The following is a 22,156-nucleotide window of genomic DNA, read 5'->3' as shown; positions in this document are numbered from 1 at the left end:
TCTGGCCCACAAGGGGGCCAGAAAGACTCACGGGCGGCGGAGCCGCCTACCGCAGGGTGACCTGGCGGCCGCGGAGTCCGTCGCGGGCGCGGCGCTCGTCGGAGTTCAGCGGGGCGTCGACGGCGAGGGCCTGCGCGAGGCGGTCGCCGAGGTCCGCGGTGGCGGCCGCCCATTCCTGGGCGTGCTTCTCCGGGTCGAGGTCGAAGACCGGCACCAGCAGGCCGTGGGTGCGGAACGACCCGGCGTACCGGGAACCCTCACCGAGGTGCAGGCCGCCCGCGGCGTGCACCCGGGCCAGGGCCAGCATCAGCTGATCCTCGTCCTCGGGGCGAACCCACCGCAGGTGCGCCTTCTCCCCCGCGTCCACCCACCAGGCGGCGACGACGCCGTCCGCCTCCAACCGCGCCGACGGCATGATCACCGAATTGGCCTGCTCGACGGTGGCCGCGACCTCCGGCGCCGGGGTGACACCCGCCGGGATCCACCAGTTGAAGTCCTGGTGCACGGTGACGTCCAACGCGGCAGCGGGGTCGATCACATCGGCCAACCGCGGCCCGTCGGCCTGCGGGTTCGCCGCGGTCAGCGACTCCCCCGGCGTCGCCGTCTGCGCCCAGTGGGCCGCGGCACCGAGGTCCGCCGCCAGGTCCGGGGACTGCGACTGCACCTGCAACCCGACGAAGCCGACGCCGGCGGTGCCGGCCGCTGAAGTGGCCTGCTCCTCGTCGCGCACCAACGCGGCGACCGCACCCGGCAGCACCGTCGCGACGACGACCGAACGCTCCTCCGACCGCACCGGCAGCGGCGCCGTCGCCGACGGGACGAACTCGCGCAGCGCGATCAGGTCGCACTCGGCGGCGAGCCCCTCGAACGGCCGCGGCACCGCCGTCGACGCGGCCGCCTCCTGCTCGGCTCGCCGCTCGGCGAGCTTGGCGGCGCGGTTGCTGCCCGGCTTCGGACCACTGTTTCGTTTGCTCTTACCCACGTCGGGAAACCTACACGCACCCGCCGCATCGCTCCGGCTGCTCAGCCGTCGAGCCACCCCTTGGTGCGGCCGGGATGGTTCGTCGCGATCCACCCGACGCCGAGATCGCGGCACAGTTCGACGTCGTCCCGCTCGTCCACCGTCCAGCAGTAGGTGGCCCGGCCCGCGGCGGCGGCCCGGTCGACGAGGTCGGGATGCTCGCGCAGCGTCCGGATCGACGGGCCGACCGCGGTCGCGCCGACGGTGGTCGCCGCACCACCCCCGAGATACCGGGACGCCTCCCCGAGCAGCACCGTCGGCAGCAGCGGCGCGGCCCGGCGGATCCGCCACACCGCGGCCGCCGAGAACGACATGATCACCGCCCGCGAATGATCGGCGGACACCGGGGCTGACAGGCCGAACCGGGACAGCTCGGCGAGCACCTTGCTCTCGACCAGCCCGCCGTAACGCACCGGATGCTTGGTCTCGATGAAAAGCTTGGTCGGGGCCGGGTGGTCGAGGACCAGGGTGATCAGTTCGGCGAGGGTCAACACCGGTTCCCCGTTGCCGCCGAAGTCCAGGGCGGACAGGTGGCGCAGGGTCATCTCGCTGACCCTGCCGGACCCGGAGGAGGTTCGGTCGACGGTGCGATCGTGCACGCACACCAGGTGACCGTCCCGGGTCAACCGGACGTCGCATTCGAGCCCGTCGGCGCCCTGGTCGAGCGCGAGTTCGTATGCGGCGAGGGTGTGCTCGGGCAGCGCCGCGGAGGCACCGCGGTGCGCGACGACGAGGGGGCCCCGGCGATCCGGGCTCATGTCGTCACCAGCCACCGGACGGCGGAGCGGGGTCGGCCCGCGAGGTCGAGTCGGTCGACGTGCCGCGTCACAATCAGGGTGAGCGTCGCGACCGCGGCAGCCACCAGGTTCACCAGCACCGCCAGCAGCACCCCGTTGGCCCGGCCCTGCAGGGAATCGTGTGAGCGCCAGGCGAACGCGACGATCAGCAACGCCCCACCGAGCGCCCAGGTCGCCCACCAGATCCGGACCAGCGCCCGCAGTCGGGAGTCGGGTCCGGCCAGTTCGGTGAGGAACACCCCGGGCCAGACCAGGTTCGCCACCGGAATCAGGCAGCCCGCCGCGATCGAGGTCGGCGACCGCGGATCGGTGCGGCCCGCCGCCCGCCACGCGTCCCGGCGGGCGCCGAGCAGCCAGGCGACCGAAGCGGCCGCGGCCGCGAAGGCCACCAACGGCGCCATCACCCCGGCCGTGAAGACCAGGCCGTCGGAGACGACGAGCATCGTCGGGGAGATCAGCGTGGTCCGGTTGCGCAACAGCAGGACGTAGCGGAACAGTTCGGCGGCCGCGCCGAACACGAACAGCAGGGCGGTCGCGGTGAGCAGGGTCGGCGCCAGCTCCGCGAGCCGTTCGGTGCGGGTCGCCTGCTCCTCGGCCGTGGCCGGTGGCTGATCCGTCAGACCCCACCGGGGCGGCTGCGGGTAGGACGGTGTCCGGTCCGGACCTGCGGTGTGGTTCGGCGGGGTGCGGGGCGCCGTCGCCGGTGAGCGGGCGATCCAACGGAAGTTCCGGCGGGACGCGGGCTCCGGGTGCCCGGTCAGCGTCGGGGAAAGCAGCACCCCGCGGCACCCCGGACACCATTGGGCAGGCGCGCCGACGACGGGCCAGCGTGCGGCGCAGCGGACACAGACCTGGACGGCGCTCATCTAGTAGATCTTCGCCGACCTGTCGTCGTCCGCGACGAGCGGTCGACCGGCCTGCTGCCAGGCCACCATGCCGCCGGTGACGCCGACCGCGTCGAAGCCGCACTCATTGAGGTAGGTGACGACGGTGATCGAGCGGCCGCCGGACCGGCACACCACGTACACCTCGGCGTCGATGTCGATCTCGTCCCGCCGAGCGGGCACGTCGGACATCGGGATGTGCAGGGCGTCGGGCGCGTGGCCGTCGGCCCATTCGGTGTCCTCGCGGATATCGAGCAGCACCGCCGCGGCGTACGGTTTCGGTGTCGGGCCGGATCGGCTCCCCCGGGCCTTGCAAAGAATTCACGATGACAGAGAGTATGGTCCGCCGGTCCGACACCCGGTGCACGCGGGACTCCTTGCCGACGCCGCGGACACGCGCGGAGCAGTCACGGATACGCTGTACTCGGCAGGGTTTCGGCGCACGAGCACCAGATGGAGGGGCCACCCGGATGGGTCTGTTCAAGAAACGCAAGTCGCGCGCGACCCGGCGCGCCGAGGCCAAGGCACTCAAGCACAAGGCGAAGCTCGAGGCCAAACACGGCGCCCGCAACGAACGCAAGAAGCTGCGGACCGAGGCGAAGTCCGCGAAGAAGATCGAAAAGGCGCAGGTCGCGACCCTGAAAGCGCAGGAGAAGGCGGCGTCCCGGTCCGGTGTCAGCGTCGCCCAGGTGCGCCGCTACCTCGGCATCGCACGGCTGCTCACCCCGGTCCTCGCGCCGCTCGCCTACCGCGGGGCCGTCCTGGTCCGCGGCAAGCTCGACCAGCAGAAGGCGAACCGGATGGGCATCGCCGCCGAGGACCTCGGCGCCTACACCGGGCACGGCGCGCGGCTCAGCGCCCGGATCGCCGGGGCCGAGCGGACCACGAACGAGATCTCGGCCCGCTTCCCGGACGCCGAGACCACCTCGTTCCTCGCCGGCGTCCGCGGCCGTCTCGGCGAACTCGAGACCGCGGTCCACGCCGCCGAGCAGATGCCCGCGCAGCGTCGCAAGGCCGCGCACCACGCGGTCGCCGCCGAACTCGACGGCGTCGAGGCCGACCTCCTCGCCCGACTCGGCGTCCGCTGACCCGATCGGTTCCCCCGTGCCGTCGACCAGTGCCCGCGACGCCGCCACCCTGCGTGGCGGCGCGGTCGGCGCGCTGACGGCGGCGCTCGCGGTCGCCGGACACGGCGTCGGTGGGGGCGGCCACCCGACCTCGGCGGCGCTGACCCTGCTCGTCCTGTGCTGCGGAGGCGTCGGTGCGGTGGCCGGGGGCGTCGCGGGCAGCCACCGCGGTGGCCGCCTCTCCCTGGTCGCGGCGCTGGCGGGGGGACAGCTCGCCGGGCACCTGGCCCTGTCGACGACCCTGATCCACGAGCACGCGGGCCAGGGACCCCGCGCGGTCCCGATGCTGGCCGCGCACGCGGCGGCGACGTTGGTGTGCGCGGCGCTGATCCTGGCCGCGGAGAAGCTGTACGGGCCGATCACCCGGGTGCTGCGGATCGTGCTGCGCGGCCCGACACCCGACCCCCGGCCCGAGCCGGGGCGCCGCACCCCGCCGGAGCCGGAGACGCTCCCGCATCGACTACTCCACCATGCCCTCTCGAGACGGGGACCCCCGGTCACGGCCTGACCAGCCGACGACCCGATCTCCCCGAAACGAAAGAGACAAATGAACATCCGTACCTCCCGCGCCGTGCTCACCGCGTGCGCGACCGCTGGCCTGCTGCTGTGCGGGTCCGGTGTCGCCACCGCGCACGTGTCCGTCGCGGCCCCCGACGCCGCGCAGGGCGGCTACACGGTGCTGACCTTCAAGGTGCCCACCGAGTCCGAGACCGCCGGAACCACCCGCCTCGAGGTCACCCTGCCGAACCTGAAGTCCGCGCGCACCGAACCCATCCCGGGCTGGACCTCGCAGGTCGTCAAGGACCCGTCCACCGGGGAGGCCACCTCGGTGACCTGGACCGCCGACCCCGGTGTGTCCGTCGGCCCCGGCCAGTTCCAGCAGTTCGCGCTGTCGGCGGGGCCGCTCCCCGAGACCGAGACGGTGTCGTTCGACACGGTGCAGACCTACAGCGACGGCGAGGTCGTCGCCTGGAACCAGCAGCCCGGCGCGGACGGCGCCGAACCGGACAAGCCCGCCCCGAGCCTGACGCTGAGCGCGGCCGCCGCCCCCGGCGACGCGCACGGCGCAGCCGCGGCCGCCGACACCGCCGTCGACGCCACCGACAGCACCGCCCGCTGGCTCGGCGGCATCGGCCTGCTCCTCGGCGCGCTTGGCGCCGCCCTCGGGCTCGGCGCCACGATCCGGAGCAGGCGCTCATGAGCGCCCGGATCCGGATCCTGGTGCTCGGCGCGTTGACCGCGCTGGCCGCCGTCCTCGGTGTCGGGGTCGCCGGAGCGCACTCCGCGGTGACCGGCTCCGATCCCGAGGCCGGGGCGCAGGTCACGGCGGGTCCCGACCGGGTCACGCTGACCTTCAACGAGCCGGTGCAGAGCAGTTTCGCGACCCTGACCGTGGTCGGTCCGGACGGCAACCTGTGGTCGAAGGGTGATCCGGTGGTGTCCGGGTCGACGATCAGCGTTCCCGTCGGGGAACTCGGCCCGACCGGCGAGTACACGATCGCGTACCGTGTCACGTCCGCGGACGGGCACCCGGTGAGCGGCACCAGCAGGTTCACCCTGACCGTCGAGGGCACCGGCACGCCCGGTCCGAAGCCCGGCGGGCAGGCAGCGACCGGTACCGACGACACGTCCGATCAGTCCTGGCTGATCTGGGTTCTCGTCGGGGCAGCGGTCGTGGTGTTCGGTGGCGGGTTGGCGTTCGCATTGCGCAAACCCGGCAAGTGACAGGCACGTCCGGCGCCCGCGCGTCCGTCCGGCGGCCTCGGCTGCCGGGCGGGCGCGCGGGCACGGCGTGCCTCGTCGCCGCCCCCGCCGGTGTCGCGCTGGCGTGGCTGCTCGCGACCCCGGAGGCCCCGGACCCGGCGGCCGCGGTCCGCGCACTGTCGGACCTGCTCGGATCGACCGTGCTCGGCCTGTGCGTCCTCTCCTGGCTGCAACGCGACGACCGGCGCCCCGCGGTGCCGCATGCCCGGCTGTGGCGTCCGCTGTCGGTCACCGCGGCGGCGTGGGCGGCGACCGAACTCATCCTGCTGGTCGCCGCGGCATCCGAGGTCGCGGTCGGGGCGCTGACCCCGGCCGCATTCGGACGGTTCGTTGGCGGCATCAGCGTCGGGCAGGTCGGGGCGGCGACGGTGCTGTGCGCCGCCGCGGTCGCGGTCGCGGCGGCGCTCGGCCACCGCAGCGACTCCACCCGGTCGGTGACGCCGGTGGCCGCGGTCGCCGCCGTCGCGCTGCTCGCCCGGCCGGTGACCGGGCACATGTCCGCGCAGGTCCTCGGGTCGGTGCTGGTGGCAGCCCACGTCCTCGCGGCGGCGCTGTGGTTCGGCCCGCTCGTCGCGATGGCGTGGCTGCTGCGTGGCCGCAGCCCGTGGGCGACACTGCTCCCGCGCTATTCGACGCTGGCATGGAAGTGTGTCGCGGTCCTCGCGGTGACCGGGATCGTCGACGGCGCCGTCGCGCTCGGCGGCCCGGGCGCGCTCGTCGACACCGGCTACGGCCGGATCCTGCTCGCCAAGGCCGTCGCGCTGGCCGGCCTGGCCGCGCTCGGCTGGTGGTGGCGGCGCACCTGGGTGCCCGCCGCCGCGACCCACCGTGCCACCGAGCGGGAGTCGTTGCGACGCTCGGCAATCGAGGTGGTCGCCCTCGCAGTGGTGTTCGGCCTCGCCGCAGGCCTCGCCACCACCGGTTGAGGTCCGGCGCCGCGACGTCGTTTATTCCCAGGACAATTCCGGCTGGGCCGAAGCGCCAGTGGAATCACGGTTGCGCTGGCGGAGCGTCTTTGTGTGCCGCGGCATACAGAACCGCGGACAGCCGGACGAGTTCGCCTCGGTCGTTCTCGCTGAGCTGTGTGAAGACTTCCTGCTCGACCCGATCGAGGACCCGGTCACTCTCGGCAAGCAGCTTTCGACCGGCATCTGTAATCGCCACGATCTGCCGTCGCCGGTCCTTGGGGTCTCGTTGACGGACGACGTATCCGCCGTTCTGAAGTCCATCCAGGTACGCGACGATGTCTCCCGGATCGAGGACGACACGACTGGCAAGCATCTTCTGGTGAGCCGGGCCCAACTCTTCGAGCGTGCTCAGGATCGCATGTTGGTTGGGTAGGAGTCCGACCCGAGCGAGCGCGTCTGCGTACAACTGCCTGACTCGCAGCGCGGCACGGACGAAGACGAATCCCGGACGTCGCGCCAGCCGATGGGTGTACTGGGGCGTGCTCATGCCCCAATTATAGGTCTACCTAATCTTTACCAGGCCCAACGATATGTGCGGGTGAGCATTCACAGGAGCGGTGTCGAGAACGCCAGGCGACGACTTCCCGCCGCGAAGCGCTGTCCTTGGCATTGCTCCAGCATTGGCCGACCGGTCGCCATTGTTGCCTGCGGGGAAGCAGTGGTCTACACCGTTCTGGTGTCTGATTCCTGCTCTCTGAGGCGGTCCAGTCCCGCGGGAATCCTGTCGGCCGGTTCCTCGTGGCGGCGGGGCGGCGGGACGCGGCGGGGGTTGATCAGGAGCAGGGTGGTGACCACCGCGAGGGCGGAGAGCAGGGCGGACGCGGCGAGAACGGCTCGGGTGCCGTCGGTGACCGCTTGCGGGTCGGCGCCGCCGTACAGGGTGTAGACGGCACCGAGCGCTGCGGTGCCGACACCGGCGCCAATGGAGGCCAGGGCGGACACGCTGCCAGCGACCATGCCGACCCGTTCGGGAGCGGTGACGTTGACCGCGACTGCCATCACGGGAGCCCCGGCGATGCCGCCGCCAGCGCCCCACGCCAGGAGAGGAACGAGGAGCACCCACCACGCAGTGTCGGGAGTGATGAGCAGCGCGAGTGCGATGAGTCCGGCGCCTTTGAGCGCGTAACCGAGGCCGATCACCAGGCCGGGCGCCCAATAGCTGAGCAGTTTGGAGCCGACCATTCCGGTGATCATCTGCGCGATGAAGATCGGGGTCATCAGCAGACCGGCGGCAATCGGGCTCAGGCGCAGGGCATCGGCGAAGTAGAGGACGAGGTAGACCGTGCCGCCGATGGTCAGCACCCGAGAGAGGAACACCGCCAGCATCGCCCCGCTGAAGGCGGGCTGGGCGAACAACCGCAGTTCCAGCGTCGGGGATGACACACGAAATTGCACCACGATGAACGCCGCCAGGAGCACAACAGCGACGACCAACAGCGCAGCGTCCTGGCTACTCCACGGCCCCTCGGGGCGGAGCATGAGCATGGTGGCCGAGCCCAGGCCGGCCATCAGCAGCAGGCTGCCGAGCCAATCCGGCCCGGCATCGGGGGTGGCCGCCTGTGGTGTACGGGGGAGCACCCGAGCAGCCAGCGCGAAGGTCGCGACGCCCAGCGGCAGGTTGATCGCGAAGATCGCCCGCCACCCGAAGGCGTCGATCAAGACTCCGCCCAGCGTGGGGGCGAGCAGCCCGGCCGCGGTCACGAAGGACCCCCAGGCGCCGATGGCGAGGTTGCGTTCCTCGCCGGCATAGCGGCCGGCCAGCAGCGGAATGCCGTTGACCATGATGACCGCCGCCCCGGCGCCCTGAATCACGCGGGCCACGTTCAGGAACCACAGCGTCGGTGCGAGTGTCGCGGCCAGGGATGCGAGGGTGAAGACCACGATCCCGGAGAGAAACAACGACCTGCGGCCCCACCGGTCCGACAGGCTTCCGACAACCTGGGTGAGCGCCCCCATCGCGACCATGTAGGTCACCACCACCGACTCGGCAGAGGCCCCAGCGGCAACATCGGAGCTGATCAACGGTAGCCCGAGCGCGACGATCGTGATGTCGATGACCACCAGCCCGGTGGAGGCCATGACCAGTGCAAGGACACCGCTGAACGGTGGCAGGCGGCGGGACTTCTCGGCTGTCATGCGGTCCTCGGCTTCTCGGTGTGCGGTGAAGGGTTGCCTTACTCATCGTGGGTCGTCGGAAGATAAAAGTCAACGCATGTGAAGTTTAGTGAGGAAGCCCTACGATGGGGCCATGGCCAGCTCGCAGCGTCGCCGTCCAGCCACCCGCAAGGGTCGTCCCGTGCTGACCCGCGAGATCATCGGAGCCAAGGCACTGGAGATGGCTGGCGCAGAAGGATTCCGGTCGATCACGATGCGCGCGCTGGCCGCTGAGTTGGGCGTGACCGTGCGGGCGCTCTACAACTACGTCGAAGATCGTCAGGAGGTCATCGACCTGGCCGTCGGGCTGATGATCACCGCCTGGAACCCGCCGGAGCTGAACCCCGACGCGTGGGAAGCCTCGGTCACGGACTACGCCACCTCACTGCGCGAGCTGTACCGCCGCTGGCCACGAGCTCTCCTGGTCGCCCTGGATGAGGATGCGCCGCCAGCCTCGATCCATCCCAACCGACTGATCCAGCTCGACCGATTCCTAGCCTTCCTACGCGCCGTCGGCCTCAGCCTTCCTGCCGCACTCGACGTGCATCGTCACCAGGCACTGCTCATCCTCGCCTTCGCGCTCATGGTCGACCACCGCACCGATCCGTCCGATGGCGTTGACGAAGCGGAACGGGCCCCGCTCGTCCCCGAAATGTGGCTGACCGAGCACTCTGATCTGGACATCCCAGTGCTCCGGGAAGCCTCCACGTTCCCCACGCCCACCCCCGACGAACAGTTCGAGACCCTCGTCGGCACCGTCATCACACAGATTCGATGGCACCTCCGAACCGCGCGTTAACGTGCGGACACTGACTACCGCGAGACACCCCTGCGAATCGCGCTACTCGTTCGAAATTGGCGTCGGCGGGGTGTGCATGCCGATCCCGGGATGTCGGTGGTGGTTGCAGGTGTGCACGAACTCGTCCATGAACTCGCGGATCTCAGATGACAACCCGCATTCGGAGGCAGTGTTCAGACCGGCAATACAAACCGGAGCTCCCTGATCTATTTGAATCACCGTTCTAGACAAGGGAATTCATAATTCTGTTTACCGAGTGATACAACCACGAGCGCCGCCACACCGGCATCGAGCGACGCCCGCCCGCCGACATCCACTTCGTTAGGCAGCGGACAAGGCCGCCGATCGTCGGCGGGTGCTTAATGCTGCCCGAGCCAAGCATCCGCACCGCTGCGGCACCACGACTACGCCGAAGATCCTGGACCTACCCGATACGGCAAGTAGGCAATCGCTGGCATTGCCAATGATTGGCGCACCTGTGTACTGTCCTCTCATGTCGACCCGGACTCCGGAGATCCGCCGCGCGGCCGCCCCACACGAGCGGCCCAATCGAGAGTGAGAGAGCGATGATTCAGGAACTGTCGTACATCGGAATCGGCTCGCCACGCGCCGACGAATGGCGGAGGTACGGCACCGGTCTCCTCGGGGCGATGCTCGCCCCCGATGGCCCGGACGGCGCGGTACGACTCGCCGTCGACGACATCAACTACCGTATCGCCGTCCACCCCGCCGAGAAGAACGACTTCCGCTATGCCGGTTGGGGTGTGGCCAACGAGACCGATCTGCATGCCTTCGTCGCGCACCTCGAATCCCACGGCGTGGCGGTGCACTGGGGAGACCCGCAGTTGCTGCGCGAACGCCAAGTAGCAGGATTGGCCTGGTTCGAGGATCCGTGGGGAATCCGCCACGAACTGAGCTGGGGAAAGGCGGCGACACCACTATCGTTCTCAACCGGACGGACCATGCGAGGCGGGTTCGTCACCGGAGACCAGGGCCTCGGCCACATCGTCTTCCAAGTCCCCGACATCGAGAAGGCCAACGAATTCTACGTCGACATCCTCGGATTCCGCCTATCCGACCGCATCACCAACAAGCACTTCAACGTCCGCTTCTACCACGTCAACGGGCGTCACCACTCGCTCGCCTTGTCCGAGTTCCCGGGCCACGTCGGCTTCAACCACCTCATGCTCGAGGTCGAGCACATGGACGACCTCGGCCGGATGATCGACCTGCTCGACGACCACGACGTCGACGTCATGCAATCCCTCGGCCGCCACACCAACGACCTGATGACCTCTGTCTACATCGGCAGCCCATCCGGCCTGCAAATCGAGTACGGGTACGGCGGACTGACCGTCGACGACCTCAGCTGGATCGCCCGCACATACACCCGGCCGAGCTACTGGGGCCACAAGCTCTCCGAGGTCGCGAAGACCCAGCTACCGGGCATCGTCACACCGCTCGTCACCGCAGAGAATTGAACCCGCTGTCTGGTAACCGCCGGCCACTCGGCGAGTTGCGGGCGGACAGGCAGCGTGTCACCTTCCAATGCAACGGTATTCATCGGCGCTAGGGTCGGCGGGTCCGGACATGTAGTGCGGTCGCGCTCACCAACCCGAGCGCGAGGAACCCCGACGCCGCAAACAGCGAGATGCGGGTCGCGTCACCGAATCCCTCGGCGAGCGCGGACGTCGCCTCCGGACCGGCGGGGCCGAGCCGACCGGTCTCGCCCTGTTCCCGCAGGCCCTCGATGGTGCCGCCCGCCGAGTCGCGGGTCGCGGTCACCAACTGCTCCTGCACCGGCGCAGGCACCGCCGTGACCGGCTCAAGCCGGTCGGTCAGCGTGTGCGCCAACGACACCGACAGCACCGCGCCGACGATCGCCGACCCGAGCGCGGACCCCAACTGCCGGAACATGCTTTGCGTTGCCGAGCCCTCACCGGACTTCTCCGGCGGGATGTCGGCGAGCACCGTGCCGGTCAGCTGCGCCGACGCCAACCCCAGGCCCGACCCGTACACCGCGAGCAGCACCGCCAGCACCCACGGTGAGACGGTCGACGAGACGAACAGCGCCACCACCGCGACCCCCACCGCCTCGAGCGCCAACCCGAGGATCACCACCCGCGTCGGGCCCATCGCGGCAGCCAGATGCCGGGCTGCCGCACCGGAGGCGAACGCCCCCAACGCCATTGCGGCCAACACCACGCCCGCGCCCATCGTGGTCAGGCCGAGCGCGTTGACGAGGAACAGGGGCAGCACCAGCAGCAGGCCGAACTCGCCGATCGCGACCGCCAGCGCCGTCAGGTTGCCCCAACTGAACGTCGGCACCCGGAACAGGCTCAGGTCGAGGATCGCCGACCGGTGGCTGCCCACGGCCCGGTGCCGTTCCCAGCACACGAACAGCACCAGCGCGGTCACCCCGACCGCGGCAGCGACGGGGACCACCGACACCGGGGCGTCGACGGGCCAGCTGAATCCGAGTACCTCAAACTCGGCGATCGGTGTCCACCAGCCGAGGCTCTGCCCCTCGATGAGCGCGAAGATCACGCCACCGAAACCGATCACGCTCAGCAGCAGGCCGTCGACATCGAGGCCCGGCGCCGTGATCGTCGCGCGGGTCTCCCGGACCGTCAGCAGCGCACCCACCAGAACCGCCGCGCCGATCGGAAGATTCACCACGAAGATCCACGGCCACGTGAAGGCGGTGGTCAGCCAGCCGCCGAGCAGTGGGCCGATCGCCGCCATTCCGGAGATCACCGCGCCCCAGACCGCGAACGCGATCACCCGGTCCCGGCCGCGGAAGGTGGCGTTCACGCTCGACAGCGTCGTTGGCAGCACGAACGCCCCGCCGACACCCTGCACGACCCGGGCGGCGATCAGCGCCGCCGCACTCCCGGCGAGCGCGGCAAGCAGGCTGCCGGCCATGAACACCACCACGCCAGCGATGAACATCGCGCGCCGCCCCAGGCGGTCGCCGAGACGGCCCGCCGTCAGCAGCAGCGCCGCGAACACCACCGAATAGACGCTGTTCACCCACTGCGCGTCGGTCAGGTCCATGTCGAGGTCGTCGATGATCACCGGCAACGCGACGCCGACGATCGTGCCGTCGACGACGATCATCGACAGCCCGGCGGCCAGCACCCCCAACCCGATCCACGCCCGCCGATCCGCTCCCGGTTCGGTGCCGACCTCCGACGCCATCACGCCTCCCCAGATCGCGGTCCGAAGGCCGCGACCGCGCCCTCCCCCTCGATCTCACCAGCGATCCGCCGGTCCCGCAGCGCTCAGGGGTTACCGCCCGGGGAGATACCTCATCACGGCGATGAACGGGGCGAGCACCTTCGCCCAGATCTTCGGCGGAAGTCCGCGCGGCCCACCGAGATTGAGCACCCGGGTGGTTGCGACGGTCTGCGCCTCGGTGTACTTGAGCAGCCCGTCGAGGCCGTGCCGCCTGCCGACGCCGGACACCCCCATGCCACCCATCGGGGCTGCGGTGCTGCCCCAGGCCGGGGCATACCCCTCGTCGACGTTGACGGTGCCCGCGCGGACCCGGGCGGCGATCGCCTCGCCCTCCGCCTTGGTGCCCGCCCACACGCTGGCGTTGAGCCCGTACTCGGTGTCGTTGGCCTTCACGATGGCCTCCTCGACGTCCGCGACCGGGTAGATCGACACCAGCGGACCGAACGTCTCGGTGCGGGCGCATTCCATCTCGTCGGTGACGCCGGTCAGCACCGTCGGCTCGTAGAACAGCGGTCCGAGGTCGGGCCTTGCCTTGCCGCCCGCGACGACGGTCGCGCCCTTGGCGACGGCGTCGTCGACGTGCCCGGAGACGGTTTTGACCTGGGATTCGGAGACCAACGAGCCCATCTCGATCCCGAACTCGTAGCCCGGCGCCAGCGTCATCTTCCGGACCCGCTCACCGAACAGTCGGGTGAACTCGGCGGCGATCGACTGCTCGACGTAGATCCGCTCGATCGAGATGCACAGCTGCCCGGAGTTGGAGAAGCAGGCCCGCACCGCGGCGTCGGTGACCTCGCGCAGGTTCGCGCCCTTGGCGACGATCATCGGGTTCTTGCCGCCCAGCTCCGCGGAGAAGCCGATCAGCCTGCGACCGGCCTGCTCGGCGAGCAGCTGCCCGGTGGCGGTGGAGCCGGTGAACATCAGGTAGTCGGCGTTCTCCACGATGGCGGTGCCAACAACGGATCCCGGCCCGGGGACGACCGCGAACAGGTCCCTCGGCAGGCCGGCGCGGTAGAGCAGGTCGACGCAGGCCAGCGCGCAGTACGGGGTCTGACTGTCCGGCTTGATGACGACGGCGTTGCCGGCGAGCAGCGCGGCGATCGCGTCGGACACGGCGAGGGTCATCGGGTAGTTCCACGGCGAGATGACGCCGACGACACCCTTCGCGTGGTGGTGCACCACGGCCTTCGTCAGGGCGGGCAGCATGCCCTGCACGCGCGTCGACCTCAACGCCTTCGGCGCGAGCTTCGCGTAGAAGCGGGAGGTCATCGCGATGTCGAGGACCTCCTCCAGTGCCGAGGAGCGGGCCTTGCCGGTCTCCGCCTGCGCCATGTCCAGCAGCGCGTCCCGGTTGGCGAGCACCAGGTCGCGGTAGCGGTGGAAGACCTCGGCCCGCTCGGCCGGGGTGCGACGGACCCAGTCCCGCTGGGCGTCGCGGGCCCGCGCGATCGCGTCGACGGCGTCCTGCGCGGTGCCGATCGGGATGGTGGCCAGCTCGCGCCCGGTGAACGCCTCGACGACCGGGCGGGTTGGCCGGCCCGCGGCGTCCGGGATGGCGACGAGGGTGGCGAGCCGTTCGAAGGTCGCGGCGGACGGAGCAGGCATTTCGTACCCCTACTGATTGGTAGTTTCGGCGGTTACAGACAACCTACCGCGTCCGTGGCCGCCGTCACAGGGCGTCCGCCGTCACCCCTCCCGCGGGGTGATCGCGGTGATCCGGGTGCCGTCCGGGGTGCTCCCGGTCAGCACGGTCTGCGGGTAGTGCTGGATGCTCCCATCGGGGCGGCGTTCGAACACGTCGACGGCGTATGCGCCGTCGGTGGCCCGCTTCACCAGCACGCAATGGGTGGTGCCGACGGGGATCTCCGCGATGCCGCGGCCGATCTGTTCCGCCGACCCGACCCGGGCGTCGGGGGCGACGTGCTCGCGGGCGCGGGCGCCGTCGCGCAGCACGTAGTAGGCGCGTTCGAAGCCGGCGATCGCCGCCTCCCCCGGATCGGCTGCGTCGAGGTCGGCCGGGTGGCCCGCCCCGAGGCCCGCGCACCAGGCGAGCTCGTCCGGTGCCGCGGCGGCGGTGCCCGGCGCGGTGCCGGGCGGCGAGCGGTCCGCCGCGTTCAGCGCCAGGCCGGCAGCGGCGACCCCACCAACGACGAGCACGGCGGCGGCGGTGACGGGTAGGACCCCGCGCCGCCACCGCCGCCGGGCCGGTGCCGGTTCCTCCGCCTCGACCGCGTCGACGGCGCGGGGGGACGCCGACGGCGGGGGCGGCGACAACCACGCCGGTGCGGCGACCCCCGGCGCCTGCGTCGACGAACGGTCGCCCTCCCCCGCGCTCACCTCCGACGGATCCATCGGCGTTCCCACTCTCCTCCTGCCGCACCCGGCGGACGCGGGCCGGACGACCCCGGCCGCACCCGTCTCCGTGGTGCTACCTCAGCCCGGCCGCGACGGCGCCGAGCACCTCCCCCACCGGACCGGAGACCGGGGCGGCGGCGGCCGCCGCCGCCGTCCCGGCAGCCTCGACGCGCCGGACCAGATCAGGGCCACCGGGGAGGCCGAGCGCGGCGGCGCGGGTGCCCGCGCCCGCGGCGGCGACCTGCGGCGGCACGACCTCGACGGCGTCCCGCACCGCGGCAACCGCGGCGTCGCCGCCCGGCAGCGACTCCACCCGGGTGACCGTGTCCCGGGTCGCCTGCGTGACCGCGGCCGGATCGGTGGTCGGGGCGTCCGGGATTTCCATCTCGATCGGCTCGGCGAGGGTGTCCCCGGCACCGAACGCGGCCCCGGTGACGCCGCCGACCAGCGCGCCTGCGGTGCCGGCCACCACGGCGACCGGGACGCCAACGGCGGCGGCGCCGATCGCGGCTCCTGCCGCGGTGCCGACCGCGCCCCCGACGACGGCGCCCGCCACCGGGCCGATCACGGGCAGGACCACCTGCCCGGGGATGGCGCCTGCGGGCACCCCGATGTTGCCGCCGATCGCACCACCGACCAGTCCGCCCGCGACCGCAGCAGGAAGGCCCGCCGCGGCGGCGGCGCCGAGTCCGGCGACCGCGGCGCCGCCGACGGTGGCGGCACCGATCCGGTCCGCGCGGGAGGCGTCGAGGCCGACCGACTGCCAGAACGTGTTGACCTGCGCCTCGAACGCGGCGGCGGTGTTGTTGGTCCGGTCGAGGTTCGCCTCGGTGAGCCAGTTCGGCCGGTCGGCGATGTAGTCGCCGAGTCGAAGTCGCTCGGCGGGCGCCTCGATCGGCGCGACCGGCGCGACCGGGACCGGCAGGTGCAGCTGCTGCACGCGCGCCGGTGCGATCGGCTCCTCCTCGTAGTACCGGGTGGGGGCGGGCCGGGTGGGCACGTTGTCGTACTCGACCGGCGGCGCGACCCAGTACATCTTCGACTCCTCGGGGACCGGCGCGGCGGCGGGCGGCGTTTCCACGACGGGCGGCGCGAGCTCGGCGTCGACGCCGGGCTGGGCGTCCGGGGTGTCGCTGACCCCGGGCTGGACCGGGACCGCGACCGCGACCCCAGCGCAGGCGATCGCGATGGCGACGGGCAGCGCACCGGCCACCACGACACGTTCGGCGCGGCGGCGATGCGGACCCTGCGATGTGGTGCGGCTCATGTCGATGTCCCTCCGATCGGTGCAACACCGGCGGCACCGTGCCGCCGGTGCGGGAGGGAACGCGGGCGGCGCGGAGTGCGCACGCCGAAAGCAGTCGAGCTCAAGACAATTCCCCCTGATGCGGTGAGGGCTGCCGGTAGCGACGTGCCCCCACACGTGTACTGATGCGCTCGCGGACCACCCCCCTGTAGGTGCGACACGAGCGCTGCGAGCATAGAGGCGCCGGGCCGGTGCCGACAACCCCCAACAGACCGTTCGGTCTTCGACGGGTGCGCTGGCGCGACTACGCTGGGGCGCATGGACCCACCCGGGACCAGGTATGTCGAGCGTGACGGGCACGCGCTGGCCTACCAGGTCGTGGGCGAGGGCCCCGCGGACGTCGTGCTGTTCCTGGAGATCGGCCTGCACCCGGACCTGATGTGGACCGATCCGCACATCCACTACGTCTTCGAGCGCGCGGCCACCTTCTGTCGGCTCGTGTACTTCCAGCGTCGCGGATTTGGGCTGTCCGACCCCGTCGACCACGTCCCCACCCTCGAACAGCAGGCCGACGACGTGCTCGCGGTGATGGACGCGGTCGGGATGCGGCGGGCGACCCTGGTCGGGATCGGCAGCACCTGCGGCGCGCTGGCGTTGATCGCGGCGCGCGACCCGGACCGGGCGGCGGGCCTGGTGCTTCAGCAGCCGTTCGTCGAGGGCGCGCTCCGTGAGGGCGACAGCCTGCCGCGCGGGTGGACCGAGGAGGCCCGCGACCGGTTCGTCGACGGGTGGCGCGCCGTCTACGACAACTGGGGATCCGGACAGGTCATCGCGATGTGGGATCCCACCCAGGACTCGCCGTTCAACCGGCGGCTGATGGCACTGCTCGAACGCTGCTCCGCGACGCCCGCCACCGCACGGGCGCACCTCGAATGGCTGTTCCGGATCGACTATTTCGACGCCCTGTCCTCCATCCAGTGCCCAACCAGGGTGCTGCATTCCGCGCGAAGCGCGGTCCCGCTGGAGGCCTCGCGACGGGTGGCCGAGGCGATCCCGCACGGCGCCCTGCACGTGCTGCCGCCGCTGCCGCCGGGCACCTCGATGGGCGAGGCGTGGATCCCGGTGCTCGACCACATCGAGCACATCGCGACCGGGGTCGGGCGCCCGGTGAACGCGGAACGCTATCTCGCGACGGTGCTGTTCACCGATGTGGTCGGCTCGACGGAGACCCTGGCCCGAATCGGGGACGGGCCCTACCGCGCACTGCGGTCCGCGTACGAGCGGCAGGTCCGGATCGAGGTGGAGCGGGCGGGCGGGCTGCTGGTCAACGTCGCCGGGGACGGCACGCTCAGCGTGTTCGAGGGCCCGGCCGCCGCGGTCCGGTGCGCACGCACGGTGTGCCGGGCGGCGCGCGAGTTGGGGCTCGGTGTCCGAGCCGGGGTGCACACCGGCGAGGTGGAGGGCATCGGCACCGAGGTGACCGGCCTGACGGTCCACATCGGGGCCCGTGTCGGCGCCTCGGCCGGTCCGGGGGAGGTGTATGTCTCGCGCACCGTCCGCGATCTGGCCGTCGGATCGGGCTTCGTGTTCGTCGACCGCGGCGAGCACAACCTCAAGGGTGTCCCCGGCCGCTGGCGACTGTTCCTGCTCGCGGACACCTGCGACCGATCCGGCATCGTCGATCGAAAACCGTTGAGCCTCCACGTGATCGACCGGGTGGTGCTGAGCGTGGCCCGCCGCGCCCCGCGGGTGCTGCGCGCGGCGAGGCCGTTCACGCCCCCCGATCGGCTCCCACCAGGCCGGTGACGGGCCCTCCCCCGGTCCGCGGTGCACACTGGACGCGGGCTTGACCCTCACGCGACGGGAGGCGGCACGGTGACCGGTGTGAGCGAGAACAGGGAATCCCGGCTGACCGTCGGGGAGGTGGCGAGGCTGGTCGGGGTGAGCGTGCGGACCCTGCACCACTACGACGAGATCGGGCTGGTCCGGCCGTCCGGCCGCACCCCGTCCGGCTACCGCACCTACTCGGCAGCCGACGTCGAGCGGCTGCATCGGGTGCTGACCTACCGGGAACTGGGATTCCCCCTTGAGGAGATCGCGACCCTCCTCGACGATCCGTCGGTGGATGCGCTGGCGCACCTGCAGCGACAGCGAAAGCTGTTGGAGGAGAAGATCGATCGCTTGCATCGGATGGTCGCAGCAGTGGAGAACATGATGGAGGCGAAGCAGATGGGAATTCAACTGACCCCCGAGGAGCAGCGCGAGGTCTTCGGTGACGACTGGCCGGGCGAGGAGTACGCGGCGGAGGCCGAGCAGCGCTGGGGCGATACGGACGCCTGGGCCCAGTCGCGGCAGCGGACGGCGGCGTTCACCAAGGACGACTGGACGGCGATCAAGGCCGAGACCGACGCCATCGAGGCGGACTTCGCCGCGGCCCTGGCGGACGGTGCCGCCGCCGACTCGGACCGCGCGTCCGGGCTCGCCGAACGGCACCGGGCCGGCATCGACCGGTTCTACGACTGCTCTCACGAGATGCAGGTGTGCCTGGCGCAGATGTATGTCGCCGATGAGCGCTTCCGGAAGCACTACGACGACGTCGCGCCCGGGCTGGCGCAGTACGTGCACGACGCGATCGTCGCGAACGCCGCCCGGCACGCCTGACCCGGGCGGCGTCCTACCCTGTACTCATGTCCGACCGCCGCACCCCCAGCTTCGGCCAGTACCTCGGGTACCTGGTCGGCCGCACCCTGCCGGATTCGATGCAGGACTGGGTCCGCAACGACGTGATGGGGCCGGGCTCGTCGGTGCGGTACGTGCTGCGGTTCACGCTGCCGCTGATCCCGATCTTCGTTGCGTTCTACCTGCTCATTCCCGGGGAGCGCTGGATTCCGCTGGCGATGATGGCGTTGCTGCTGCTGCCGGTGCTGTACTTCGCGATCGCGCTGATGAACATCTACCGCAGGCATCGCCTGCTCAGCCACGGCCTCGACCCCGAGCTGCTCGGGGAACGGGCCCGCAGCCGGGCCGCCCGCACCCGGGACGACTATGAGTCCCGGCACGGCCGGGGTACCGGCGAGTAACTACGCTCGTCGGTGTCCGCCAACGAAGGGAAACGCACATGACCGAGCAGGTAGCCACCGCAGACCTGGCCGACGAGATCGGCCCCGACATCCGCAGTTGCGACACCCAGTTCATCCAGTTCGGCGGTCACGCGGTGTTCTCCGGACGGATCACCACCATCAGGTGCTTCCAGGACAACCTGCTGGTCAAGCAGACGCTCGGCGAGCCGGGCGAGGGCGGCGTCCTGGTCGTCGACGGCGATGCCAGCGTGCACACCGCCCTGGTCGGGGACATCATCGGCGGCAAGGGCGTCGCGAACGGCTGGGCGGGCGTGATCGTCAACGGCGCGGTCCGGGACTCGGCGATCCTGCGCACCCTCGAGATCGGGATCAAGGCGCTGGGCACCAACCCGCGCAAGAGCACCCAGACCGGGTCCGGGGAGAAGAACGTGCCGGTGACGTTCGGCGGTGTCACCTTCCACCCCGGCGAGATGGTCTACAGCGACCACGACGGCGTCGTGGTCCGTGCCGAGGACTGAACGGCGCCGCGTCGAACGGGCGGCTACCGGGGCATCGTCGCAGTGACGGTCGCGGGAGCCGCCCGTTCGACGATCAGCCGACGATCGTGACCAGGTCCCCGACCTGCACGTTCTCGTAGAACCACCGCGCGTCCTCCGGGCCGAGGTTGATGCACCCGTGGCTGACGTTCTCATACCCCTGGGAGTCGACGGACCACGGCGCGGAGTGCACGAAGATGCCACCCCAGGTGAGCCGGACCGCGAACTCCGTGTCGATCCGGTAGCCCTCGGGCGAGTCGATCGGGACACCATACGTGGACGAGTCCATCACCAGGTGCCGGAACTTCTCCAGCACCTCGAACGTGCCGAGCGGGGTCTCGTACCCCGGCTTGCCCATCGACGCGGGCATGGTCCGGACCTCGCCGTTCGCGGCGACCGTGAAGGTGTGCGTCGACACATTCGCGACCGCGGACGTCACCCGCGCCGACGCCACCGGAGCTGTAAGCGCCCACTGCAGCAACAGAACTGCGGCCGACGCGAACACGATCGGCGCCACCGCGGCGCGCACTGTGCGTGAACTTCTCATGGCCACACCACCCTTCAGACGTGACCGATCACTCCAGTGTCGCACCGCGGGACGGCGTACAACAGCCCCCGGCCGCCGGAACTACGAACCGAAGACCGAACCGCCTGCCGCGCGTCGCCACGGTCCGCGGATCGCGAGGACCAGCCCCGGCGACTGGATGTTCGCGTACAGCGTTTTCCCGTCGGCGCTGAAGGCCGGCCCGCAGAACTCGCTGTCGTTCAGGTCGTTTCGGGCCATCGGGAACGGATCGCCCTCCTCGGCGACGCCGATCAGGTGGCTGATGCCGTCGCCGTCCTCGGCGAGGATCACGCCGCCGTAGGGCGAGACGGTGATGTTGTCGGGGCCGTCGTAGTTGCCGGTGTCGACGGACGGATCCGGGTTCACCCCGAACAGCGTCTTCAGTTCGACCGTCTCGCTGGCCGGGTCATAGAACCACACCTGACCGTCGTGCTCGGCGACGCTGCCGTCGGAGGTGCGGGCGTAGCTGGCGACGAAGTACGCGCCGCCGTCGCCCCACCACTGGCCCTCGAGCTTGCGGCTGCGGGTGACCTGATCGTTCGCGAGCTGCTTGCGGATCGAGGTGGACGTCGCGTCCCGGTCCGGGACGTCGACCCACTGCACCTGGTAGCGGACGCCGGGAACGGTCGCCTGGGACAGGTCCGCGACATGGACGCCGTCGGCGAGGCACCGCATCGCCTGGAAGCCGCCCGCGGTGTCGCCGCCCGCGGACTGGGCGAGCGCGTGCAGCGCGCCGCGGCCGCCGACGAATCCCGGCGGCGGCGTCCACCGGAAGAACAGCCCGTTCGGCTTGGACGCGTCCTCGGTGAGGTAGATCGCGTTGCTGCCGGGGTCGACCGCGACCGCCTCGTGCGCGAACCTGCCGAGGAACTTCAGTGGGATGCCGCTCTTGCCGATGTTGGCGTCCCTGCTGACCGGGTCGACCTCGAAGACGTAGCCGTGGTCCAGGGTCGCGCCGTCCTTTCCGGCGCGGTCCTCGGTCTCCTCGCAGGTCAGCCAGGTGCCCCAGGGGGTGATGCCGCCCGCGCAGTTGTTCACCGTGCCCGCGACGCTGACGTACTGTCCGAGGCGTTCCCCGTTCGGACCGATCATCGTCGTCGTGGTGCCGCCGCGCGCGCCGGGATCGTAGGTGAGGCCGTCGACGACGGGAACACCGAACGGCTCGTCGCCGCCGATCTCGTGGTTGGTAACGACCGCGGTGCCGGTGCCGTGCGCGAACACACCGTTCGCGTCGGGGTCGCTCGGGACCGGGGAGCCGTCGTCGAGCAGGGTCTCCCCGGATCGGGCGACGATCGTGTAGGTGAATCCGACCGGCAACGCCAGGATCCCAGCGGGGTCGGGCACGAGCGGACCGTAGCCGACCAGCGGGCCGGGGGCCGCCGATCCGAGGGCAGGCCGGAACAGGGTGTCGACGCTGCCCACGAGCGCCACCCCCAGCCCCGTGAGTGCGGTGCGCCCGAGGAACGAGCGACGGTTGAGCGGTGTGGTGGACACGGTGCGGTACCTCCGTCGGTGAGCTGGGACGCCAGGACGGTAGGCGGCCGAGCACCGGGTCCGGTGGATTCCGCGTGTCCGGCCGGTGAACCGCGGAACAATTTCCGCCGCCGGTGGCCATCCCGA

General features: G+C 71.1%; 22 protein-coding genes and 1 pseudogene. 11 read left to right on the top strand and 12 right to left on the bottom strand.

The window, feature by feature from the left end; genetic code table 11:
• Positions 1–46 precede the first annotated feature (46 nt).
• The 4 genes from ACFWPA_RS02230 to ACFWPA_RS02215 form a co-directional block, all read right to left on the bottom strand.
• Entirely contained in the window at positions 47–982 is a 936-nt protein-coding gene (locus ACFWPA_RS02230) for a DUF5926 family protein (protein ID WP_378508554.1), read from the bottom strand.
• A 41-nt stretch (positions 983–1,023) separates the two neighbouring features.
• Complete coding sequence (locus ACFWPA_RS02225; protein WP_378508555.1) at positions 1,024–1,779, bottom strand: glycerophosphodiester phosphodiesterase; 756 nt, start codon at positions 1,777–1,779, stop codon at positions 1,024–1,026.
• On the bottom strand, positions 1,776–2,597 hold the full coding sequence (locus ACFWPA_RS02220; RefSeq protein ID WP_378508556.1) for a DUF4328 domain-containing protein: 822 nt from the start codon (positions 2,595–2,597) through the stop codon (positions 1,776–1,778). Before ACFWPA_RS02220 ends, ACFWPA_RS02225 begins: the two co-directional genes overlap by 4 nt.
• Before the next feature lie 87 nt (positions 2,598–2,684).
• Positions 2,685–3,023 (bottom strand): rhodanese-like domain-containing protein, encoded by a 339-nt coding sequence (locus ACFWPA_RS02215; RefSeq protein WP_378569623.1) that lies wholly within the window; start codon positions 3,021–3,023, stop codon positions 2,685–2,687.
• A gap of 149 nt (positions 3,024–3,172) precedes the next feature.
• On the opposite strand from ACFWPA_RS02215, the gene ACFWPA_RS02210 reads away from it, so the two are divergent.
• Genes ACFWPA_RS02210 through ACFWPA_RS02190 form a run of 5 tightly spaced genes read left to right on the top strand, consistent with a single transcriptional unit; the run spans position 3,173 to position 6,519 of the window.
• Complete coding sequence (locus tag ACFWPA_RS02210) at positions 3,173–3,790, top strand: DUF6474 family protein (RefSeq protein ID WP_378508575.1); 618 nt, start codon at positions 3,173–3,175, stop codon at positions 3,788–3,790.
• Between the two features lie 16 nt (positions 3,791–3,806).
• Positions 3,807–4,337, top strand: a complete 531-nt coding sequence (locus tag ACFWPA_RS02205; protein WP_378569579.1) for a hypothetical protein — start codon at positions 3,807–3,809, stop codon at positions 4,335–4,337.
• A gap of 39 nt (positions 4,338–4,376) precedes the next feature.
• Entirely contained in the window at positions 4,377–5,030 is a 654-nt protein-coding gene (locus ACFWPA_RS02200) for a YcnI family protein (protein ID WP_378569578.1), read from the top strand.
• Entirely contained in the window at positions 5,027–5,554 is a 528-nt protein-coding gene (locus ACFWPA_RS02195) for a copper resistance protein CopC (RefSeq protein WP_378508578.1), read from the top strand. Before ACFWPA_RS02200 ends, ACFWPA_RS02195 begins: the two co-directional genes overlap by 4 nt.
• Before the next feature lie 41 nt (positions 5,555–5,595).
• Positions 5,596–6,519 (top strand): CopD family protein, encoded by a 924-nt coding sequence (locus tag ACFWPA_RS02190; protein ID WP_378569622.1) that lies wholly within the window; start codon positions 5,596–5,598, stop codon positions 6,517–6,519.
• A gap of 64 nt (positions 6,520–6,583) precedes the next feature.
• On the opposite strand, the gene ACFWPA_RS02185 is transcribed toward ACFWPA_RS02190, so the two are convergent.
• Positions 6,584–7,048, bottom strand: a complete 465-nt coding sequence (locus ACFWPA_RS02185) for a MarR family winged helix-turn-helix transcriptional regulator (RefSeq protein ID WP_378508579.1) — start codon at positions 7,046–7,048, stop codon at positions 6,584–6,586.
• Positions 7,049–7,224: 176 nt separating this feature from the next.
• Positions 7,225–8,697: an MFS transporter gene (locus ACFWPA_RS02180; protein WP_378569577.1), complete on the bottom strand. Its 1,473-nt coding sequence runs from the start codon at positions 8,695–8,697 to the stop codon at positions 7,225–7,227.
• A gap of 112 nt (positions 8,698–8,809) precedes the next feature.
• Between ACFWPA_RS02180 and ACFWPA_RS02175 the strand changes: the two genes are divergently transcribed.
• On the top strand, positions 8,810–9,514 hold the full coding sequence (locus ACFWPA_RS02175; protein WP_378569576.1) for a TetR/AcrR family transcriptional regulator: 705 nt from the start codon (positions 8,810–8,812) through the stop codon (positions 9,512–9,514).
• Positions 9,515–10,080: 566 nt separating this feature from the next.
• Positions 10,081–10,995 carry a VOC family protein gene (locus ACFWPA_RS02170; RefSeq protein ID WP_378569575.1) on the top strand — a complete coding sequence of 305 codons (915 nt, stop codon included), beginning with the start codon at positions 10,081–10,083 and terminating at the stop codon, positions 10,993–10,995.
• A gap of 88 nt (positions 10,996–11,083) precedes the next feature.
• Here ACFWPA_RS02170 and ACFWPA_RS02165 read toward each other — a convergent pair whose 3' ends face one another.
• From ACFWPA_RS02165 to ACFWPA_RS02150, 4 genes are all read right to left on the bottom strand, one after another.
• Positions 11,084–12,715 (bottom strand): MFS transporter, encoded by a 1,632-nt coding sequence (locus tag ACFWPA_RS02165; RefSeq protein WP_378569574.1) that lies wholly within the window; start codon positions 12,713–12,715, stop codon positions 11,084–11,086.
• Between the two features lie 90 nt (positions 12,716–12,805).
• Positions 12,806–14,359 carry a succinic semialdehyde dehydrogenase gene (locus ACFWPA_RS02160; RefSeq protein WP_378569573.1) on the bottom strand — a complete coding sequence of 518 codons (1,554 nt, stop codon included), beginning with the start codon at positions 14,357–14,359 and terminating at the stop codon, positions 12,806–12,808.
• Positions 14,360–14,440: 81 nt separating this feature from the next.
• Positions 14,441–15,118 carry a hypothetical protein gene (locus ACFWPA_RS02155; RefSeq protein ID WP_378569572.1) on the bottom strand — a complete coding sequence of 226 codons (678 nt, stop codon included), beginning with the start codon at positions 15,116–15,118 and terminating at the stop codon, positions 14,441–14,443.
• 64 nt (positions 15,119–15,182) lie between these two features.
• On the bottom strand, positions 15,183–16,376 hold the full coding sequence (locus ACFWPA_RS02150) for an insoluble domain protein (RefSeq protein WP_378509277.1): 1,194 nt from the start codon (positions 16,374–16,376) through the stop codon (positions 15,183–15,185).
• Between the two features lie 297 nt (positions 16,377–16,673).
• Between ACFWPA_RS02150 and ACFWPA_RS02145 the strand changes: the two genes are divergently transcribed.
• From ACFWPA_RS02145 to rraA, 4 genes are all read left to right on the top strand, one after another.
• The gene (locus tag ACFWPA_RS02145) at positions 16,674–18,161 is read left to right on the top strand and encodes an adenylate/guanylate cyclase domain-containing protein (RefSeq protein ID WP_378509278.1); all 1,488 of its coding nucleotides are present in this window, start codon (positions 16,674–16,676) and stop codon (positions 18,159–18,161) included.
• A gap of 78 nt (positions 18,162–18,239) precedes the next feature.
• A complete protein-coding gene (locus tag ACFWPA_RS02140) occupies positions 18,240–19,016 on the top strand; it encodes a MerR family transcriptional regulator (protein ID WP_378509279.1) in 777 nt (258 codons plus the stop codon).
• Positions 19,017–19,042: 26 nt separating this feature from the next.
• Positions 19,043–19,435 carry a DUF5313 family protein gene (locus tag ACFWPA_RS02135; RefSeq protein WP_378509280.1) on the top strand — a complete coding sequence of 131 codons (393 nt, stop codon included), beginning with the start codon at positions 19,043–19,045 and terminating at the stop codon, positions 19,433–19,435.
• A 38-nt stretch (positions 19,436–19,473) separates the two neighbouring features.
• A complete protein-coding gene (gene rraA / locus ACFWPA_RS02130; protein ID WP_378509281.1) occupies positions 19,474–19,953 on the top strand; it encodes a ribonuclease E activity regulator RraA in 480 nt (159 codons plus the stop codon).
• Between the two features lie 73 nt (positions 19,954–20,026).
• Here rraA and ACFWPA_RS02125 read toward each other — a convergent pair.
• A pseudogene (locus tag ACFWPA_RS02125) lies at positions 20,027–20,462 on the bottom strand (L,D-transpeptidase); the annotation flags it as partial.
• 137 nt (positions 20,463–20,599) lie between these two features.
• Positions 20,600–22,030: an alkaline phosphatase PhoX gene (locus tag ACFWPA_RS02120; RefSeq protein ID WP_378509282.1), complete on the bottom strand. Its 1,431-nt coding sequence runs from the start codon at positions 22,028–22,030 to the stop codon at positions 20,600–20,602.
• Positions 22,031–22,156 lie beyond the last annotated feature (126 nt).

The organism is Rhodococcus sp. NPDC058505 (assembly GCF_042720095.1).
GTDB lineage: Bacteria > Actinomycetota > Actinomycetes > Mycobacteriales > Mycobacteriaceae > Rhodococcus_G.
This window is presented reverse-complemented; position numbering and strand designations above follow the sequence as displayed.

Coding starts and splice junctions, on each gene's coding strand:
- ACFWPA_RS02225 (WP_378508555.1), bottom strand. CDS start 1,779: ATGAGCCCGGATCGCCGGGGCCCCCTCGTCGTCGCGCACCGCGGTGCC.
- ACFWPA_RS02210 (WP_378508575.1), top strand. CDS start 3,173: ATGGGTCTGTTCAAGAAACGCAAGTCGCGCGCGACCCGGCGCGCCGAG.
- ACFWPA_RS02200 (WP_378569578.1), top strand. CDS start 4,377: ATGAACATCCGTACCTCCCGCGCCGTGCTCACCGCGTGCGCGACCGCT.
- ACFWPA_RS02195 (WP_378508578.1), top strand. CDS start 5,027: ATGAGCGCCCGGATCCGGATCCTGGTGCTCGGCGCGTTGACCGCGCTG.
- ACFWPA_RS02185 (WP_378508579.1), bottom strand. CDS start 7,048: ATGAGCACGCCCCAGTACACCCATCGGCTGGCGCGACGTCCGGGATTC.
- ACFWPA_RS02180 (WP_378569577.1), bottom strand. CDS start 8,697: ATGACAGCCGAGAAGTCCCGCCGCCTGCCACCGTTCAGCGGTGTCCTT.
- ACFWPA_RS02175 (WP_378569576.1), top strand. CDS start 8,810: ATGGCCAGCTCGCAGCGTCGCCGTCCAGCCACCCGCAAGGGTCGTCCC.
- ACFWPA_RS02170 (WP_378569575.1), top strand. CDS start 10,081: ATGATTCAGGAACTGTCGTACATCGGAATCGGCTCGCCACGCGCCGAC.
- ACFWPA_RS02165 (WP_378569574.1), bottom strand. CDS start 12,715: ATGGCGTCGGAGGTCGGCACCGAACCGGGAGCGGATCGGCGGGCGTGG.
- ACFWPA_RS02160 (WP_378569573.1), bottom strand. CDS start 14,359: ATGCCTGCTCCGTCCGCCGCGACCTTCGAACGGCTCGCCACCCTCGTC.
- ACFWPA_RS02150 (WP_378509277.1), bottom strand. CDS start 16,376: ATGAGCCGCACCACATCGCAGGGTCCGCATCGCCGCCGCGCCGAACGT.
- ACFWPA_RS02145 (WP_378509278.1), top strand. CDS start 16,674: ATGGACCCACCCGGGACCAGGTATGTCGAGCGTGACGGGCACGCGCTG.
- ACFWPA_RS02135 (WP_378509280.1), top strand. CDS start 19,043: ATGTCCGACCGCCGCACCCCCAGCTTCGGCCAGTACCTCGGGTACCTG.
- rraA (WP_378509281.1), top strand. CDS start 19,474: ATGACCGAGCAGGTAGCCACCGCAGACCTGGCCGACGAGATCGGCCCC.